The organism is Chitinophaga sp. 9-1-y (assembly GCF_059511905.2).
Genome location: NZ_CM197955.1, coordinates 4,475,056 through 4,492,254, shown reverse-complemented (window position 1 = coordinate 4,492,254; position 17,199 = coordinate 4,475,056). Strand labels below are relative to the sequence as shown.

The 17,199-nt window shown below is 47.7% G+C and carries 14 protein-coding genes and 2 tRNA genes; 5 read left to right on the top strand and 11 right to left on the bottom strand.

Features of this window, described 5'->3' with window-relative positions; translation table 11 throughout:
- Positions 1 to 23: 23 nt before the first annotated feature.
- Positions 24 to 617: an RNA polymerase sigma-70 factor gene (locus tag AC5ZC7_RS17625; protein WP_496157595.1), complete on the bottom strand. Its 594-nt coding sequence runs from the start codon at positions 615 to 617 to the stop codon at positions 24 to 26.
- A 172-nt stretch (positions 618 to 789) separates the two neighbouring features.
- Between AC5ZC7_RS17625 and xseA the strand changes: the two genes are divergently transcribed.
- On the top strand, positions 790 to 2,229 hold the full coding sequence (gene xseA / locus AC5ZC7_RS17620; protein ID WP_496157596.1) for an exodeoxyribonuclease VII large subunit: 1,440 nt from the start codon (positions 790 to 792) through the stop codon (positions 2,227 to 2,229).
- Positions 2,207 to 2,422 (top strand): exodeoxyribonuclease VII small subunit, encoded by a 216-nt coding sequence (xseB, locus tag AC5ZC7_RS17615; RefSeq protein WP_496157597.1) that lies wholly within the window; start codon positions 2,207 to 2,209, stop codon positions 2,420 to 2,422. Before xseA ends, xseB begins: the two co-directional genes overlap by 23 nt.
- 4 nt (positions 2,423 to 2,426) lie before the next feature.
- Here the strand turns inward: xseB and AC5ZC7_RS17610 are convergent, their stop codons facing one another.
- From AC5ZC7_RS17610 to AC5ZC7_RS17590, 5 genes are all read right to left on the bottom strand, one after another.
- Positions 2,427 to 3,194 (bottom strand): carboxypeptidase-like regulatory domain-containing protein, encoded by a 768-nt coding sequence (locus AC5ZC7_RS17610; protein WP_496157598.1) that lies wholly within the window; start codon positions 3,192 to 3,194, stop codon positions 2,427 to 2,429.
- 142 nt (positions 3,195 to 3,336) lie between these two features.
- Complete coding sequence (locus tag AC5ZC7_RS17605) at positions 3,337 to 4,491, bottom strand: BamA/TamA family outer membrane protein (RefSeq protein WP_496157599.1); 1,155 nt, start codon at positions 4,489 to 4,491, stop codon at positions 3,337 to 3,339.
- A 127-nt stretch (positions 4,492 to 4,618) separates the two neighbouring features.
- On the bottom strand, positions 4,619 to 6,838 hold the full coding sequence (locus AC5ZC7_RS17600; RefSeq protein WP_496157600.1) for a hypothetical protein: 2,220 nt from the start codon (positions 6,836 to 6,838) through the stop codon (positions 4,619 to 4,621).
- Between the two features lie 82 nt (positions 6,839 to 6,920).
- Positions 6,921 to 7,038: transfer RNA gene (locus AC5ZC7_RS17595), tRNA-OTHER, on the bottom strand.
- An 86-nt stretch (positions 7,039 to 7,124) separates the two neighbouring features.
- A tRNA-OTHER gene (locus AC5ZC7_RS17590) sits at positions 7,125 to 7,240 on the bottom strand.
- A gap of 245 nt (positions 7,241 to 7,485) precedes the next feature.
- Between AC5ZC7_RS17590 and AC5ZC7_RS17585 the strand changes: the two genes are divergently transcribed.
- Positions 7,486 to 8,508 (top strand): WCX domain-containing protein, encoded by a 1,023-nt coding sequence (locus AC5ZC7_RS17585; protein ID WP_496157601.1) that lies wholly within the window; start codon positions 7,486 to 7,488, stop codon positions 8,506 to 8,508.
- Positions 8,509 to 8,535: 27 nt separating this feature from the next.
- Here the strand turns inward: AC5ZC7_RS17585 and AC5ZC7_RS17580 are convergent, their stop codons facing one another.
- The 5 genes from AC5ZC7_RS17580 to AC5ZC7_RS17560 form a co-directional block, all read right to left on the bottom strand.
- The gene (locus tag AC5ZC7_RS17580; protein WP_496157602.1) at positions 8,536 to 9,981 is read right to left on the bottom strand and encodes a c-type cytochrome domain-containing protein; all 1,446 of its coding nucleotides are present in this window, start codon (positions 9,979 to 9,981) and stop codon (positions 8,536 to 8,538) included.
- Positions 9,981 to 10,910 (bottom strand): sugar phosphate isomerase/epimerase family protein, encoded by a 930-nt coding sequence (locus AC5ZC7_RS17575; RefSeq protein WP_496157603.1) that lies wholly within the window; start codon positions 10,908 to 10,910, stop codon positions 9,981 to 9,983. Before AC5ZC7_RS17575 ends, AC5ZC7_RS17580 begins: the two co-directional genes overlap by 1 nt.
- A 3-nt stretch (positions 10,911 to 10,913) precedes the next feature.
- Complete coding sequence (locus AC5ZC7_RS17570; RefSeq protein ID WP_496157604.1) at positions 10,914 to 12,410, bottom strand: DUF1501 domain-containing protein; 1,497 nt, start codon at positions 12,408 to 12,410, stop codon at positions 10,914 to 10,916.
- Positions 12,411 to 12,415: 5 nt separating this feature from the next.
- The gene (locus tag AC5ZC7_RS17565) at positions 12,416 to 15,142 is read right to left on the bottom strand and encodes a DUF1553 domain-containing protein (protein ID WP_496157605.1); all 2,727 of its coding nucleotides are present in this window, start codon (positions 15,140 to 15,142) and stop codon (positions 12,416 to 12,418) included.
- An 88-nt stretch (positions 15,143 to 15,230) separates the two neighbouring features.
- On the bottom strand, positions 15,231 to 16,112 hold the full coding sequence (locus AC5ZC7_RS17560) for a helix-turn-helix domain-containing protein (protein ID WP_496157606.1): 882 nt from the start codon (positions 16,110 to 16,112) through the stop codon (positions 15,231 to 15,233).
- A 316-nt stretch (positions 16,113 to 16,428) separates the two neighbouring features.
- Between AC5ZC7_RS17560 and AC5ZC7_RS17555 the strand changes: the two genes are divergently transcribed.
- Positions 16,429 to 16,779, top strand: a complete 351-nt coding sequence (locus tag AC5ZC7_RS17555; RefSeq protein ID WP_496157607.1) for a hypothetical protein — start codon at positions 16,429 to 16,431, stop codon at positions 16,777 to 16,779.
- A 3-nt stretch (positions 16,780 to 16,782) separates the two neighbouring features.
- Positions 16,783 to 17,157, top strand: a complete 375-nt coding sequence (locus AC5ZC7_RS17550) for a hypothetical protein (protein WP_496157608.1) — start codon at positions 16,783 to 16,785, stop codon at positions 17,155 to 17,157.
- The last annotated feature ends 42 nt before the right edge of the window (positions 17,158 to 17,199 follow it).

Here is a 17,199-nt window from a genome sequence, read left to right as displayed (position 1 = left end):
TCCCTAAAGAAAAATAAAAAAAGTTAAGAGTCAATCCGGAGGTAGGTTTGCGCCGTTTCATCCGATAGGTCAAAGCGGATGGCCTGGGATATTTTTTTAACAGCAATCGTCAGCTGGGCATCCACTGTTTTGGTAGAGATATTCAGCAGCTCCGCTACTTCCCGGTAACTTAAACGGTCTTGTTTGATTAAACGGAAAATCAGCTGGCAGCGGGCTGGTAAGCTGCGAATGGCCCTTTCAATTTTTTGGGATACTTCCGCCGATACCATCCCGTTTTCCGCATCCGGCGCAATGGCCAGGATGTCGGTATTGATATCGTCCAGGGAATGATGCTGATGCCTTTTTTGTTGCTGCAGGGTGTTGAGCGAAAGATTTTTAGTACTTACATACAGGTACACGACGGGGTTTTGTACGTGTAATAAGTCGTTTCTTTTTTGCCATAAGGAGATAAATACATCCGACACAATTTCTTCTGCCAGGTGAAAAGAGGAAACAATGGAAGCAGAAAAGTGGATCAGCCGCGCACATAAACTAACATATAATTCATTATACGCCTGTATATTGTTCTCATAGCAGATCCTGTGAAAAAGCAATTTTATCTGCTCATTTTCTCTCATGGCGCAAAAATATATAAAAGGGAATAAGTCTTTTATTAAGTGATTGTTACGTATTTTGGTTGACCAATGATCTTTTCCATTATTCAATGAACAGCAATATATACATTTTTTAGATTTCCCGCTTATTCCCTTCTTCTCCGGAAATAAACGTTTACTTATCTTTACCCCATTAATGAACGACTCACCCGCTATAAAGCTTTCCGCACTTACCAGTAAAATACAGCAGGCGCTCCACAACGTGTTTGCTGAGCAAACGTATTGGGTGGTAGCAGATGTCACCAATCATTCTTTTTACCAGCAAAAGGGATATCATTATTTCGACCTGGTGGAAAAAGATTTGGCAGCAGGTGGTATCGTGGCAAAAGTGTCGGCGGTAGCCTGGGGCAACGGCGCTATACGGATTAAGGAATTTGAAATCGTTACCGGGCAACCATTTAAAAACGATATTCACGTATTAATCCGGGTATCGGTGAGCTATCACCAGGTACACGGATTACAAATTGCTTTACTGGATATTGATACCAGTTTTACAATCGGTTTGCTGGAACAGCAGAAGCAACAAACGCTGTTACGGCTCACCAATGAATGCGCAGATTTTATCCGTAAAGTGGGCGACCGCTACCTGACGCGTAATAACCAGCTACCGCTCCCCCGGGTAATACAGCGCCTGGCAGTTATTACCTCCGGTAATTCTGCCGGGTACCAGGACTTCCGGCATACGCTGGAGCACAATCATTTCGGCTATACTTTTATCATCGATAATTATTTTACGGTAGTACAAGGTGAAACCAAAGCGGAATTGGTACAGCAGCGGTTGATAGATGTGTACAACAGCCAGGTACCCTATGATGCAGTCGTAATTATTCGTGGTGGTGGCGCACAAACGGACTTTCTTATTTTCGACACATTTATTTTAGGCCGTGCAGTAGCTAAATTTCCCATCCCGGTGATTACAGGAATCGGGCATCAGAAAAATGAAACCATCACGGATATGATGGCACATACGGCTACCAAAACGCCTACCAAAGCGGCGGAATGGATTATTGCACATAACAGGAGTTTTGAAGAAGCCCTGGTATCGATGCAACAGCTCATCGTGATCCGCTCCCAGCAGCTTTTTTCCGGTCATTTCCAGGAACTGTCGGCGCTGAACAGCAGCATTATCAATCAAAGCAGAACATTGTTGGCCAGTCATAAAGAGGAGCTGCATAGTATCAAAAATACGGTGTTACAGCACTCTTCTGCTGTTTTACTGAATCGCCACCGGGAGTTGTTGGCGGTGTCAAATGCGGTGCTGCAGCGGCCACGGATCACCGTATCCAACCGGCTCAATGACCTCGACAATATGGTTGCCCGCTTCCGGTCTTTCAGCCGGATGTATATACAAAATAAACGGGGACAAATTGCCCATTACGATACCTTATTCAAACTGATGAGTCCTGCCAATATCCTGAAACGCGGCTTCGCCATGATTTACCAGGATGGACAGGTACTGTCAAATGCCAGTACACTTCAGCCGGGCAGCCACATCAGGGTGGTATTGCCGGATGCCTCACTGGAAGCCACTATTACTTCAAAAAAAACTACGCATGAACCAGGAACTGACATATGAAACCGCCTATAATGAATTGCAGGAAATAGCGGCTGAAATAGAGAATGAAGCCGTTTCCGTAGATCTCCTGGCAGAAAAAGTAAAGCGCGCCGCCATACTGATAGAATTCTGTCAGCAGAAATTACGTTCTACTGAAGCGGAAGTAAATAATATTATTAAGCAGATGGAAGGGAATAAAGGAGGGGAGAAGTAACCCATTAAGGCTCAGCTACCACCTTATCTATACTGTCTTTATATTGCTGATATAATTTTTTGATATACGCCGATACATCATACGTATTGCTGGCCAGAATAGCGGGCGTTGGCCGGTAGTGTTCCATAAAATAATCCAGGCTATCTCCCTGCAGTCCTGTCACTTTTTGTACCAGAGCCGGGTCATACCTGCGTTGTACATAATCCTCACTTTCTTTTTCCAGTAATTGCCTGCGGAAAGCCGCCCGTTGCTTATTACGGCGGAAGGACAAGTTGGTAAATAATTGATGCAGGTTAACATGCTCCCGCATGGTATGAAACTGATCGTATAGTGGCTGATTGCTATCGGGAGGAATCAGCAGGTTTATACGCCAGTTCTGCCGTTTTTTGAAGTAGGCTCCATACTCCTCGCGTAAGCGCAAGGAGTCGTTGGCATAGTTCCGGCCGCGTACCAGCTGTTGTTGCAGGGTAATCACCCCTTGTTGCATACGAATAGAGAGAGAAGATAAGCTGAATAGTTCCTTCGTGATCACCACTTGTTGTGGGAGGTATCCGATCATGGAGAAGCGTAGTGTATCTCCGGGGTGACTCACTATTTGAAAAGCGCCTTGCTCATCTGTGATCACTGTTTTTCCGGTAGTGATATTACGCAGGCTGACGCCGGGTAGCACCACTGCAGTAGCGCCATCTTTCACGTTGCCTGAAAGGGATTGTTGCGCCATCAGGGCGGCCGGGAACAGCAGTAGCAGGGTACTGGAAATGGACAGTTTCATAGGGGCAAATTATCGGAAATAGGGATGGCCTGTATGGGGAGAACGTCTAAAGTTTTGTTATAACCCCGGGGAACTTATCTTCATACAAAAGCGATGTACAGCGGCGCAGGACGCCGGTGAACGCTATGCATGATCCATCTCCCTAAAATACTTCGTTAATCCCGAAATAGAACCCGGATTGGTCTTTTCCTCTGCCATAATCCAGGCGGATATTGACTCTTTTTTTGAATTCCCAGCGGTAGCCGATGCCATAGCTGATCAGGGATTGATGGAATTCGAAGGCATTGAATTCCGGAAATACGTTACCACCGCCTACCCAGGCCACCACGCCACTGCGGTTATAGATCCGCTGACGAAGTTCTATTTGTGCGGCGGCATAGTTTTTATCGCGAAAGCGGCCTTCATAATAGCCACGCAAACGATTCGAGCCGCCGGCTTCTGCCAGTAGGCTCCAGGGCACATCGCCACTACGTTCCTCGGCATAGAGGTCGGTCGCTAAAACGGCGCCTTTCCATAATTTTTTGTACCAGTCGAATTGCAGGTCGAACTGCGAGAACACTGCTTTGTTACCGAAGAAGGAAGGGAAGAAGCGATAGCCCAGGCGTATATATACGCCCTTGTAGGCGTTGGGAATAAAATCGCGGGTGTCGTAAACGATGAAGGGGCCGGCGCCTATGCCCAGTACTTTTTCTGGTAGCATAAAGGGTTTGCCGCCCGTGGTATCGAGCTTTTTCGTTTGTACATTTTGAATTTGAGCGCAGAGGCCTGCGAATAATTTGCCGTTTAGGTTAACGGAGAAATCGGCCTGCATTTTTTCGGTGAGCTGTACAAATTTGCTGTAATTATCTTTGTTCTCGCCGGCATCATAACCAACGCCCCAGTATTTGTTGGGACGGGAGCTAAAGGAGGCTTTGAGGGCCAGCCGGAAGCGGTCGTGCGGAAAAATGGTAGTATTGCTGATGCCTACTCCATAAAAGCCGGTAGCTGCCACAGAGGCGTAGATAGCGGCATTGGAAACGGGCAGCAGGGAATCCTGTTTATCAGTTTTGTATTGGGCGGCCATCATCACAGCAATGCCCACACTGGTTTCCGGCGTGTATACCGGGCCACCAATGAAGCTGAGATCTACTTTCTTCTTTTTCTTCTCCACATTGGTATGCTTTAGATAATACATGATATTATCAAAGAAGCCCCTGGGCACGGAAACAGTAGCCGTGGAATCGGCCTTGTCCTTAAGCTGAGCGTTCAATACAGCCGGGGTGGCAATAAGGAGAAACAGTAATCGGTATTTATTCATGTATGACAATGATATGAATATAACACGATTTTTAGAAAAATGATGAGGGAAGGGATAAAAAATGCAGATATGGCAATAGCAGCGCAGGCATATGCCCGGCTGCTATTGTGGAATATAGGTTAACAAATTAATCAATAAATAGCTGTGTCACGGCGGCGGTATTCATGGCCCATTGTGGGGTGTATACCTCATCGGCTGGCAGTTGGTCGGTGACCGTTAACTGCTGTGCTGCTGCTTTGATTTGCAGTAACTGACCAATGGAAAGCTTGTTTCCCAGTTTTCTCAGGGTCGCTTTTACATTCACCAGGTTCAGCTGCTGTACTAACAGTCCGTCGAACGGCATTTCCAACCAGATGATTTCTCTTGCCGCCACATCCAGTACGCCAAACACCAGGCCTTTGGTTAGTCCGCGGGTGATACGTACCATATGCTGTACACAGGATGGATCGTAGGCTACGCCTGTTTTTTCGGAGATTTTCATTGGATGTTTGCTATCCATCCATCCCAGCTCCAGGTTAGGCGTAATTTCCCCGCCGCTATACGCATTGCAGGTAAAGGTGACATAACGGGCATCAGCCTTTGCCAATGCTGGTATATCTATTTCAATATATTCCGCCGTACCCACTTGATGTGGAATAGAACGGATATCACCGCTATGTTTACACCCCGTAGTTTGCAGTCTTGAAAAAGAGCAGGTGTCCAGCCCTTCGTCGTAGGCGATACGGCAGCTCAGGTCCATATCCAGGTGCTGGGCACGTAATCCTTTACCCCATTGCATGAACAGGATGATTTTATCTCCGTCTAATTTATAACGGGTACCCATCAACGCAGCTGGCAGGTCCTGTATTTGTTCGCTACGGTCGCCGATAGACAACGGTATTTTGAACAACTCCGGCGCGATGTACATGCTTTTGGCAGTAGTGGCCTGTGCTTCAAAACGTTTGGTCATGGCCTGCAAACACAGTGTTGTTACTGCTTCCCGCATCTCTGCCAATTGTTTATCGTCGTACATCCCTAACAGGCGGTTGGCCGGTATGCTTTTGCTGACACCCCCCAGTGGTTTTACAGAGCGGGTAGCGGTTTTATCGAAATAATAATCTGCATACATCTGCAAGGTAAACAGCAAACGGGCAGGCACTTTATCTACAATGTTACCGAATGCAGCGGCTACCGGCGCAGGTCCGAACCACAGTATATTGGCAAACAGGGAGCGGGCAAATAATCCCGGACGCTGTTGCAACAGGTACATAGTACTGTTCACATCATAGCGTAAACGAAAATGGTTCAACGCCCCCTGCCATACGGTATAATCTTCCCGGTAAAATTTATCAATCACCGTACGCAACTGCTCAAATCCTGCGCGCTGGCTGAATTCGGCCAGGCGTAATGCCCGGATGAAGCGTACCCACATGCCGCGTTTAGGGTGCATGTTTTCGCACATCGCGGCCGCATCCATGGTCATGTTATTTAACCATCCGGCTACCATGATACCTTCGCGGCGGCTGTATTTCAGCTTCAGCTTCTGGGTCATCAATTTTTCATGGGCGCTGTAAGCCGGTAAGTTGGAAAGGTTTTTTATTTTCCGCTTAACAATGGTTTTAGGCGCTATCAGCTGCAGGAAGCCGGTATGCTTATACCACAGGTAACGGAGTATATCCGTAGGCGTAGTAAACAACGCGGCAGCTTTGTCCGCTTCGTTGCGTTCAATCAATATATCCACCACGGCTACCAGTGTTTCTTTCATACCAATCTTTACTTCTGGTAAAGGAAGCACAGACAGCAAGGATTTCAGGCTATCTACCTGGGTAGCATCCAATGCTGTTTTGGACGTTAATAAGTCCTGCAGGTAGGCAGATGCAGACGCATTGGTCCAAAGATCCAGCACACGCAGTTTATCGTTTTGTCCATAGTTTTCTATGGTACCGGCTTCCAGCGGTGTACCGCAGAAAGGGCATCCGTTATAGCGCTCCAGTGGAAAGGCATCCCGCGGAATAGTGTGTCCACAGGCCAGTAAGTGACCATAGCGGGGAAATATGTTATTGAACCAGGTGATGACGTAAGCCGAAAGATTTACATTTATAGGAATCTCCCAGTTTTTAATCAGGGGTGTCCAGTTTTTATTCACGCCCATCACATCCTGGAATGTTTCCAGTATAGTAGCCTGGTAGGCAGGTGTGGTTTTATTCAATACCTGCAATAAAGGCTCGGTTACACCAAACCCCAGCTTCGCCAGGTTCGCTACCAGTAAAGCGGTAGTAGGGGCAAGATATGCATCGTTGGCTTGCAAAATATTTTCAGGAATAAAAATGGACTGCTGACGTAAACCTACGCGTAATAATGTGTTCATGATAGTTGTTATTAAGAATCAGATAATGTTGTTGCTATTTCTTGGAATAAATGAAGTAAGCAACAATTGACCTCGATTATCGTAAAGCAGGTTGGATTCGAACCAACATCCCCGCCTCCCTGTGAGAAGTAAGTTTTAATTGACCTGCCGGTAATGTTAAAACTATTCAAGACGGTGTTTTACCATTCAACTACTGCTTTTCCCAGTACATTGTTATAAGTTACCAGGTAATGTTGTGGCTATTTCTCAAAAAAATGAAGTAAGCAACAATTGACCTCGGTATTCGTAAAACAGGTTGGACTCGAACCAACATTCCAAATCTTAGTGAGCAATAAGTTTTAATTGACCGGTTGGTAATATTAAAACTATCAGGACTTTGCTTTACCATTAAGCTACTGTTTTTCCAATCTTCGGCGGTAATGATGAATGTTCATTAACAGTGAGTTGAAGTAACATTTACTTGACCGCTTCCGATGACACAAAGATGCAAGCACAAGTGCGCAGTATACTTGCGTACTTAAAAAAAGTTTGAAAAAATATTTTAAGTAGATGATAATCATTAATTTGTGAGATAATTATTTTTTGAGATAGGTCAACTGCGCAGATAGATTGCGTAGAATTTTCTTTTCTTTGTATAAAATCCGTGTATGTCCATTAATAAACTGGCGCTGATCCGGTATAAAGCCATCGATGATTGTTTGCGTAACCGCTATCGTAAGTGGACCCTCGAAGACCTGATAGAGAAAGTAGCCGATGTATTATATAATGCAGAAGGTATCAGCTCCGGCGTCAGCAAGCGTACTATCCAGGCGGATATTCAACTGATGCGCAGCGATAAACTGGGATATAATGCGCCCATTGTGGTGAAAGACCGTAAATACTATAGCTACAGCGATTCCTCGTATAGTATTACTAACGCGCCTATTAACGAAGGAGACGTAGACAAGATGAAGGAAATAGTATCCGTGCTGAAACAATTCAATGGCTTCAGCTACTTCGATGATATGAGCGAAATGATTGCCCGCCTGGAAAATAATCTCTATAAATCTACGGATACACACCGCAACTGTATCCAGTTTGAAAATAACCACCAGTTGCTGGGATTAGCCCATATCAATCCCCTGTACCAGGCCACCCTGCACCGCAAAGCCTTACTGATAGAATATAAATCATTCAAAGCCACTAAAGCACAGCAACATATCTGCTATCCCTACCTGCTGAAAGAATACCGTAACCGCTGGTTCCTCATTACCCGCACCAAACAGTCTCCGCAGCTTACTACCATGGCGCTGGACAGGATCGTGACATTACAGGAATTACCAAAGGAAAAATTTGTTCCCTATAACGGCGTCCCATTCGAAGAATACTTTGGAGATCTCATCGGGGTAACTAAATCAGAGAAAGATGTGGCACATAAAATAGTGCTGGAAATAGATAATAAGCATGCCCCGTATGTGCTCACCAAACCCCTGCACCATTCCCAGCAGGTCATCAAAGAAGGGGAAAGCAGTACTATTATCAGTATTGAAGTAGTCCGGAACTTTGAACTGGAGAGAGAAATTATGGGATTTGGAGAACAAATGAAAGTATTGTCCCCCAAATCCCTGGCCCTGCAAATCGCTAAAAGACTGGGCATGGCCACCCGGAGATATAAACCCGGTAATGAATAACGTATACGCTTACACGCGATAAGCTGATTACCCCGCTACCTTGTGATACACCATGGTATCGGAGGCCAGCTGCTGCAAGCGATAACCACCGGTATCAATGGTCAGCTTCGGCATATACTTACGTAGCTCAGCTACTGCTGCCGGCGTTACGCCTGCCTGGTAAAGGTATACCTGTTGCAGTTTTTTGTTTTTCTGGAGAGATGTTAAAGATGCTCCCGTCAGCGCAGTGCCTCCCAGGTTGAGATAACGTAACTCTGTACAGGCATTTAACGCAGACAAGTCCCTGCCTTTTATCCCCGTATTCCTGAGATCCAGTCGTACCAGGTGCGTGAGTTTGCCGATCACGCCAAATGAACTGTCTGTTACCCGGCTACCTGCCAGGTTGAGCCATACCAGCTGCGCTTTCAGCGGCAACAACAGCTGCATATCTCCATTGGTGAAATTCGAGGCGTTGATGCCATCTACATTCAGGTAATTGCTGCCAGCAGCTACCGGCAATACTTTCATGCCTTTTGCCTCCAGTTTGGCAATATGCTCCGCGCTTACGGCGCTTACTTTTTCTTCCGGGATAAACTCCTGCTTATCCAATGGCGTAGCAGGTTGCATGCCTTCCAGTACCGCCAGCATCAACGGCGTTTTGGTGAGCTCTTTTACGGTTTTGCCGGTAGGCGCACCCTGTGAAATCCACCAGTGCAGCAGTTCCAGTTCCTGTGGTGTTACGCCCGGTTTACCCTTGGGGGGCATGCGGTGTTCGTCTTCCTCAGGTAAAATCAGTCGCTTAAATAATTCACTTTCTTCCGGCAGGCTGTCTTTCAACACGGGACCATGCTCGCCCCCTTTACGGATCAGGGCCACAGACTCCAGTCGCAGCCCGCCTTTCAGCTTTTGTTCATTATGACAACCATAGCAACGGTTGGTTAGCACCGGCATTACCAGGTCTTCATATACACGGGCATCGCCGATATTCGTATAGGCGGCAGCGTGTGCTTTCGTTAGGCCCACACCTGTCAGCTGCCGTAAACCATCCGGCATAGCCTGTGTGAGGTAGTCGTCGCCATGAGTCAGGCTGCCGCCATAATGGCCGGCGGCGCTCAGCAGCAATACCATCAACACGGAAGCCGGTACCTGCCAGCGGCGAAGACGCCCTTTGTGTTTATTCTTTTCCAGGATATACAGGCCGGTGCTCACAACGGCCACGCCTATACCGAGATATTTATGCGTGAGCAATAAATTTTCTTCGTAGCCGCCATCCAGGGATAGCAGGTAACCGGTAATACAACTGGCGATGGCAGACAATGCTGCAATCAGCAGGGTAGCCGGTAATGCACCCTGTAGGTGCCGCCATTTTTCGCGGCGGGCCAGCAAGGTCAGGATGCAGGCGATCAATAATATGCCAATTGGCAAATGGACCAGCAAAGGGTGCGAACGCCCTAGAAACATGCTCCAGCTGCCGGTATTTATCAGTAGTCTCATTATTTACTATAACGTTGTTTAAGCTGCTTCATCATATATACATTGATATCCCATTGGTCGGCTACCGGCTGACGGGTATACGGCAACGTAGGCAGGTAATCGGCCGGACCGAATTCCGTGAGGAATGTCAGCGGCTTGCCCGCGGTGCGGTGATACTGTACTACCTGGTCCCACCACGCAAAATGCGCTTTTACCGCACCTTCCCATTCTGGCGCCCGTGGATCATTTACCTGTGGGCCTTCCGGGTGACCAATACGCGCGTGTATATGCGAAGCACGCTCCAATGCTTTGGCTACGGTAGCAGATTGATCCTGCAACAGGGATTCGTGTACGTTACACCAGTGTGAAATGTCGAGCGTAAGCCGCAGATCCGGTTTTGCCTCAATAAACTGCCGCGCCACATGTGCCGCAAACAGCATCCGCGAACGGTGTGTTTCGTGATATACGGGAACGCCGGATTGTTTGGAAATACGAACGGTCATGTCAATCAGCGCACAGTTTTGCGCAAAAGTGAAATAGTCCCTACCGGAATGACAGTTAATATACAGCGGTTTTACTTTACTGTTACTGGTAGCCGCTTTCAGCATGGTTTCAAATTGCTGCGCATGTTTCGTATAGTCGCTGTCGTAGCCTGCGGCTAAGAAGCCTACTGCCATCTCATGTTTCGCCAAAGCAGCAAATAATTCCTGTTGTGCGTTGGCATCACCGGGCCACCATACTTCCAGGCCGTCGTAACCGGCCTGTTTGGCCTGTTGACAAAACGCATCTATACTACCGTTATAGCCCCAGTTAGTAGCTAACACAATTAACCGGAATCCTTCTTTTGCAGGGGCCATCGTGGTGCCGGCAAAAGAGGGGAGAGAAGGTAAACATAACGCAGAGGCCATCAGGGCTGATTGTTTCAGAAAATTTCTTTTTGTTTGATCCATGTTTTAGCTGAGTATGGGTGTAATTACTTTTCCTCCGGTATCTGTTAAACGGAAAGGACGTCCCTGGAAGTGGTAAGTGAGTTTTTCGTGATCAAATCCCAGTTGTTGCAGGATGGTGGCATGAATATCATTGATGGCTACTTTACCTTTTACGGCAGCATAACCTATTTCATCGGTTTCTCCGAAGGAACATCCTCTTTTGATACCAGCGCCAGCCATCCACATAGTGAAGGCTTCTACGTGGTGGTCGCGGCCCAGGAAAGGCATTTCTTTGCCATCCCTGTTTTCCTGCATCGGGGTACGGCCAAATTCTCCACCCCATACCACGAGGGTTTCATCCAGCAAACCCCGTTGCTTCAGATCCTGCAGCAGTGCGGTAATCGGACGGTCTATCTCGCGGCATTTGTTGCGTAAGCCATAGTCGATAGAGCCGCCTTCATCGGTGCCATGTGTATCCCAACCCCAGTCGTACAGCTGTACAAAACGTACGCCTTTTTCCACCAGCTTGCGGGCCAGTAAACAATTGTTGGCAAAAGATTCCTTACCGGGTTGTGTGCCATACATTTCATGGATATAATCCGGTTCGTTGTTGATGTTCATCACATCCGGTACAGAGATTTGCATCTTGTACGCCAGCTCATACTGGGAAATACGCGCCAGTGTCTCGGGATCGCCGAAGGCGGTGTATTCTTCTTTATTGATTTCGTTGATCGCGTTAATAGATTCTTTGCGCAGGTCCCGGCTCATACCATCCGGGTCGGAGAGATATAGTACCGGTTCGCCTTTGGTTCTGCATTGTACGCCCTGGTATACGGAGGGGAGGAAACCGCTGCCCCATACGCTTTTACCGGCATCCGGTGTTTTACCGCCGGAGGTAAGTACCACAAATCCGGGCAGGTTGCTGTTTTCAGAGCCCAGTCCGTAAGTTACCCAGGAGCCGGTGCTGGGGCGACCCAGTCGTGCGCTGCCCGTTTGCATGAGTAATTGTGCCGGGCCATGGTTGAACTGATCTGTTTGCACTGCTTTCAGGAAGCTCACATCATCGGCCATGGTGGTGAAATGTGGCAGGTGGTCAGAAATCCAGGCCCTGGATTCTCCATGCTGTTTAAATACGGCCTGTGGTCCCAGCATTTTGGGAACGCCTCTGATGAAAGCAAACTTTTTGCCTTCCAGCAGTGACTGGGGGCATAATTGGTTATGTAGTTTCGCCAGTTCGGGCTTATAGTCGAATAGTTCCAGTTGGGATGGAGCGCCGGCCATGTGCAGGTAAATCACTGCTTTGGCTTTACCGGGGAAGTGCGGTGCTTTGGGCGCCATCGGGTTGCCGGCAGCATCTACCAGGGTTTTATTGCTGCTGCTACTGCTGCCGCAGCTGGCGAGGAAAGAGCCCAATGCTGCTGCTCCCAGGCCTGTAACACAATCCTTCAGAAAGTGACGCCGGGTAAAAAAGCGCAGGGTAGTATCATTTGCTTCCTTGATCAGTTTTGCATGTTTGGTCATACTGCTTAGGATTTAGTCAGGAATTCATCCAGGTTCATAATAGCATTAGCCACTACTGCCAGGGCAGCCAGTTCGGCCTGTTGCGGTTCACTGTTTTTGCTTTGCAGCATTTTCATGGCGGCGTTAGGATCTTTCTGGAACTCTTTCAGCGCCTGTGTATAGAGTGTTTTTAGTACGTTCAGTTTATTATCAGGGATGGCTTTATACATCGCCGTTTGATAACCCCAACGGATACACGCTACCACATCTTTGCCCCCGTTTTGTTGCATATGTTTCGCCAGTACAGTAGCTGTTTCCAGGTAAACGGGATCGTTCAGCGTTGTAAGCGCCTGTAAGGGGGTGTTGGTACGGATGCGGCGTTGCAGGCATACTTCGCGGCTGCTGCCGTCGAAGGAAATCATAGACGGATAAGGGCTGGTACGTTTCTGATACACGTACACTGCTCTTCTGTATTGATTACCATCGGTGGCGGTTACCCAGTTGGCGCCGTTGTATACGGTTTGCCAGATGTTATCCGGTTGGTAAGGCATGATACTCGGGCCGTGCATTTGCGGATTGAGTAAGCCGCTCACGCGTAATGCCTGGTCTCGTACTTCTTCTGCGGTGAGGCGGAAGCGGGAACCTCTTGCCAGTAAACGGTTAGCAGGATCTTTTTCCAGCATCTCCGGGGTGGCGTTTGATGTTTGTTTATAAGCGTTTGATAAAACAATTTCTTTGAGTAATGGCTTGATATGCCATTTGTATTCGTGCATGAACTTGTAGGCGAGGTAGTCCAGCATCTCCGGGTGGGAGGGCAGGAAACCCTGTGTGCCAAAGTCTTCCAGTGTTTCCACGATGCCGGTACCGAAAATCTGTTCCCAGCAACGGTTTACCATCACACGGGCGGTGAGCGGATTCTGCGTAGCTGTCATCCATTCCGCCAGCCCGAGCCGGTTGCGGGGAGCATTTTTAGGGAAAGGATTGAGCGATGCCGGTACATCCGGTGTTACTACGGGGCCTTTCACGAGCCAGTTACCCCGTTCAAATACGTGGGTAGTGCGGGCCATGTAGGCAGGGTTTTCTATCATCACGGGCACATCGTCCGGGTTCTGATTAATCAGCGCCATCATTTCCGCGTTGATTTTGTCATATCCTGGTTTTCCTTTGCCGGGCATATCACCGCGGAAGGCAAACCATTCTATGGCGCAAACGGCATCTGCCGGGTTAAGCGCCGGGTTGCGGAATACCAGGTAGAGATCATGGGTGCCGGTGATGGCAGGTAATGGCATGGTGATGGCCAGTCGTCCGTTGGTAGTGGCCAGTTGGTGCGTGAGGATCGTTTTACCTTTGAGGCTATCGAGCCTGATTTCCATGGTGCCACCCGGACTACCGGTCCAGTAGTTCATGAAGAGCTGTGTTTTCCCGTCCAGTTGCTGATGGGGTAAACGGCAGCTACCATTATTTCTTACGCCCATGTACTTGGTATCGAGCAGGGCGCCGTTGATATATTGGTCGGCGTCGTGGGCATGTACTTTAGGTTCCAGTACTTTCAAGAATTCCTGTACATCCTGCAGCTGGTTGGTGTTGCCATTTTGGGCAACCCAATTGCTGATGTCCTGTACCTGTGATGTACTAACGCTGTCGTATAAACGCAATTTGGGATGCTCCATGTGGGTATCTTCATCGCGGGTGTTATTGAGGAATGCCAGCAGTTTATAATAGTCCTGGAATCGGAAGGGGTCGTAAGGGTGGCTATGGCATTGCACGCAGGCGATGGTTACGCCCTGGAACACGTCCATGGTGGTGGCTACGCGATCCATCACGGCGGCGGTGCGGAATTCTTCATCCTGTGTTCCTCCTTCGTCGTTGCACATGGTGTTACGATTAAACGCGGTAGCAATGAGTTGTGCATTGGTAGGATTGGGAAGCAGATCGCCGGCCAGCTGGTTAATGGTAAAGCTGTCGTAAGGCATATCGCTGTTAAAGGCATCAATGACCCAGTCGCGGTAACGCCATATCCTGCGGCCTTCATCTCTTTCATAGCCTTTGGTATCGGAATAACGGGCGAGGTCCAGCCACATGGCGGCCCAGCGTTCGCCATAGTGCGACGACTGTAGCAGTTCATCCACTATTTTTTCGTAGGCTTTGGGATCTTTGCTGTCGGCAAATTGTTTTGCCATTTCCGGCGTAGGTGGCAGACCGGTGAGGTCGAGGCTTACGCGGCGCAGCAGCGTCATTTTATCGGCTTCCGGCGAGGGTTTGAGCCCTTCTGTTTTCAGTTTGGCCTGTATAAAACGATCAATGTTGTTGCCATTGGCTACATCAATATCCGGAACGGCCACTTCTTTGGGGGCTACATAAGCCCAGTGTTCGCCCCATTCGGCGCCTTGTTTCACCCAACGGGTGAGGATATCTATTTCCGCTTCCGTGAGTGGTTCGCCTTTTTGTGGCATCCGTTCTTTTGGATCTTTACAGGTAAGGCGGCGGATGAATTCACTCTTTTCAGGGTGACCGGGAATAATAGCAGGTTTACCGGATTTGGTGTTGCCCAGGGCTTCTTCCCGGAACAGTACACTAAATCCGCCACTTTGTTTCACGCCTCCGTGGCAGCTGATACAATGCTTGTTCAGCACCGGTTTTACTTCCGTGCTGAAATCTACTTTTTTATTGGAATGACAGGCGGCAAACATAATGCCTGCGCCGGCAGCAATAGAGAGGACCACTGTTATCCTCAACGTGGAGAAATAATGCATTAGCAATTGATTGACACGTTGTAAAAATAGGCCGACAGTAACAGAATGCTACTAGATGATCTGCTGTTTTTGATGGATTATATTATGATTACACTTTCTTTTCGCGGTACTGGTTGGGCGAAACGCCCATGACTTTGGTGAACATCCGGGAGAAATAATATGGGTCTTCCATACCCAGTTGCATGGCTACTTCTTTAATGCGTAAGGGCGTGAAGAGCAGGTATTGGCAAGCCTTCTGCACTTTCAGGTGATTGAAATACTCAATGGGAGAGAAGCCGGTGTTGTTTTTAAAAAGGAAGGAAAAGTGCGACTGCGACAGGTTTACAGACTTGGCCATTTGTTGCAGGGTAAGCATTTTATCCAGGTGATTATTCATATAATCAATCGCCATATCTATGGCATCGTGGTGCTGTGCTGATTTTCCGGGTTTGTTGACGCCAGGATATATGCAGGACGAGAGATAAGACCAGAAGTTCATATTGGAATACACCAGGTTTTCCTGGCGATAGCCGCGTGCTAGTGGTTGATAAATAGCCTCAAACTGTTCCAGTCGCTCCGGTAAATGCGGCAAAAAAGTTTTATATCCATTCCATTCCTTCACGGCGGTGTCTACCAGGGGGCCGGCACTGCTGCCTAAAAAATGCACCCAGTAAATAGTCCATGGATCGGTGGCATCAGCACTATACTCGTGCGCCAGCTTGCGTGGCAGTATGAAGCAATCGCCTGGTTGAATAGGGAACGTTTCTTTTTTAATGGTGACGGTTCCTTTACCATCTACACAGTAAATAAGGATGTGCTGATCGGCACCCTGGGCTCTTTTCCGGTGGTGGAAAAGGGCTTTGGGATAATAGCCAATGTCTGTAATATAAAGTGGCGTCAATACAGGTTCTTTAGCACAGTTTTTATTCAGGATGTTGCGGGGAATGACGATCATGCGCTGCCCCTGGAAACCTTCCTTTTTCCTGATCATTACGTTGCTGGTTTTATCTTTAAACAATCGATTTTATCCTTTCATGGTTACCGGGAGGGTGGTGTGCCCTCAGCAAATGAATGCTTAGCAGTCCGGAAAAATATCACTATAGCTTATCTTATCCAGCGCCAAAACCAGGCGCTTCCGGTGCAAAGTCACTAGCAGACCGGATTTTAGTGGCATTGTTCACAAATGTCTCTCCCAATATATTAAAAGGAAAACGGTGATCAATGTTTTTTATTTTGGAAACTTTCAGAATATTTTGAAAATTCAATAAGTTAAAATAACTTTGAGGGCAGAAAGCAACAAATGGGTTATGAATATCATTGCTTACCTGGTTTACCTGGCCCTCACTTACCTGATCACTGTAAAAGTGGGATGGACATTTTATCGGAACGGCCGCGTTTTTATCCTCGGATTATTGCAGGGGAATGCCGCACTCACCGATGCCATTAATAACATTTTACTGGTGGGATATTACCTCGTAAACATTGGTTATGCTACCATCATGATCAGCACCTGGCAACCCATTCACAACCCGTTAGCCATGCTAACCGTGATCATTACCGTGACCGGACAGATTCTGCTTTCACTGGGCGTTATGCACTGCTTTAACCTGGCCGTGATCTATATTATCAGCAAACGAAACCTTTATCTTAAATCCTAGTATATGGAACAGTCCCTTAATTTTATTGCCTACACAATTTACTTGCCTATTGTGATTGCTGTTACCTGGTTAGTAGCACACACGCTTTTCAAAAACAGCCGGGTATTTATGCTGGATATTTTCCATGGTAAAGAAGACCTGGCCAATGCCACCAACAAGTTATTCGAAACGGGTTTTTACTTACTCAACCTGGGCTTCGCTTTCCTGATCATGGAAATAGCCGGTAAGGTAGCCACGCCCAGGTCTTTAACGGAAATCCTGAGTGTGAAAATTGGTGGCTTCCTTATTTATCTCGGCGTTATGTTATTCCTTAACCTATACCTATTCTTCAGAGGCCGGCGCGTGTCAAAAGAGAAAAGAAGTGTGATCCTCCAGTAGCCGGTCTTTCATCCAACCCAATGCGCGGGCGCCGGAATTATT

Bases quoted from the DNA above. Each gene is read 5' to 3' on its own strand.
- xseB (WP_496157597.1), top strand. From the start codon at position 2,207: ATGAACCAGGAACTGACATATGAAACCGCCTATAATGAATTGCAGGAA.
- AC5ZC7_RS17610 (WP_496157598.1), bottom strand. From the start codon at position 3,194: ATGAAACTGTCCATTTCCAGTACCCTGCTACTGCTGTTCCCGGCCGCC.
- AC5ZC7_RS17600 (WP_496157600.1), bottom strand. From the start codon at position 6,838: ATGAACACATTATTACGCGTAGGTTTACGTCAGCAGTCCATTTTTATT.
- AC5ZC7_RS17575 (WP_496157603.1), bottom strand. From the start codon at position 10,910: ATGGATCAAACAAAAAGAAATTTTCTGAAACAATCAGCCCTGATGGCC.
- AC5ZC7_RS17555 (WP_496157607.1), top strand. From the start codon at position 16,429: ATGAATATCATTGCTTACCTGGTTTACCTGGCCCTCACTTACCTGATC.
- AC5ZC7_RS17570 (WP_496157604.1), bottom strand. From the start codon at position 12,410: ATGACCAAACATGCAAAACTGATCAAGGAAGCAAATGATACTACCCTG.
- AC5ZC7_RS17625 (WP_496157595.1), bottom strand. From the start codon at position 617: ATGAGAGAAAATGAGCAGATAAAATTGCTTTTTCACAGGATCTGCTAT.
- AC5ZC7_RS17565 (WP_496157605.1), bottom strand. From the start codon at position 15,142: ATGCATTATTTCTCCACGTTGAGGATAACAGTGGTCCTCTCTATTGCT.
- AC5ZC7_RS17560 (WP_496157606.1), bottom strand. From the start codon at position 16,112: ATGATCAGGAAAAAGGAAGGTTTCCAGGGGCAGCGCATGATCGTCATT.
- AC5ZC7_RS17585 (WP_496157601.1), top strand. From the start codon at position 7,486: ATGTCCATTAATAAACTGGCGCTGATCCGGTATAAAGCCATCGATGAT.
- AC5ZC7_RS17605 (WP_496157599.1), bottom strand. From the start codon at position 4,491: ATGAATAAATACCGATTACTGTTTCTCCTTATTGCCACCCCGGCTGTA.
- AC5ZC7_RS17580 (WP_496157602.1), bottom strand. From the start codon at position 9,981: ATGAGACTACTGATAAATACCGGCAGCTGGAGCATGTTTCTAGGGCGT.
- AC5ZC7_RS17550 (WP_496157608.1), top strand. From the start codon at position 16,783: ATGGAACAGTCCCTTAATTTTATTGCCTACACAATTTACTTGCCTATT.
- xseA (WP_496157596.1), top strand. From the start codon at position 790: ATGAACGACTCACCCGCTATAAAGCTTTCCGCACTTACCAGTAAAATA.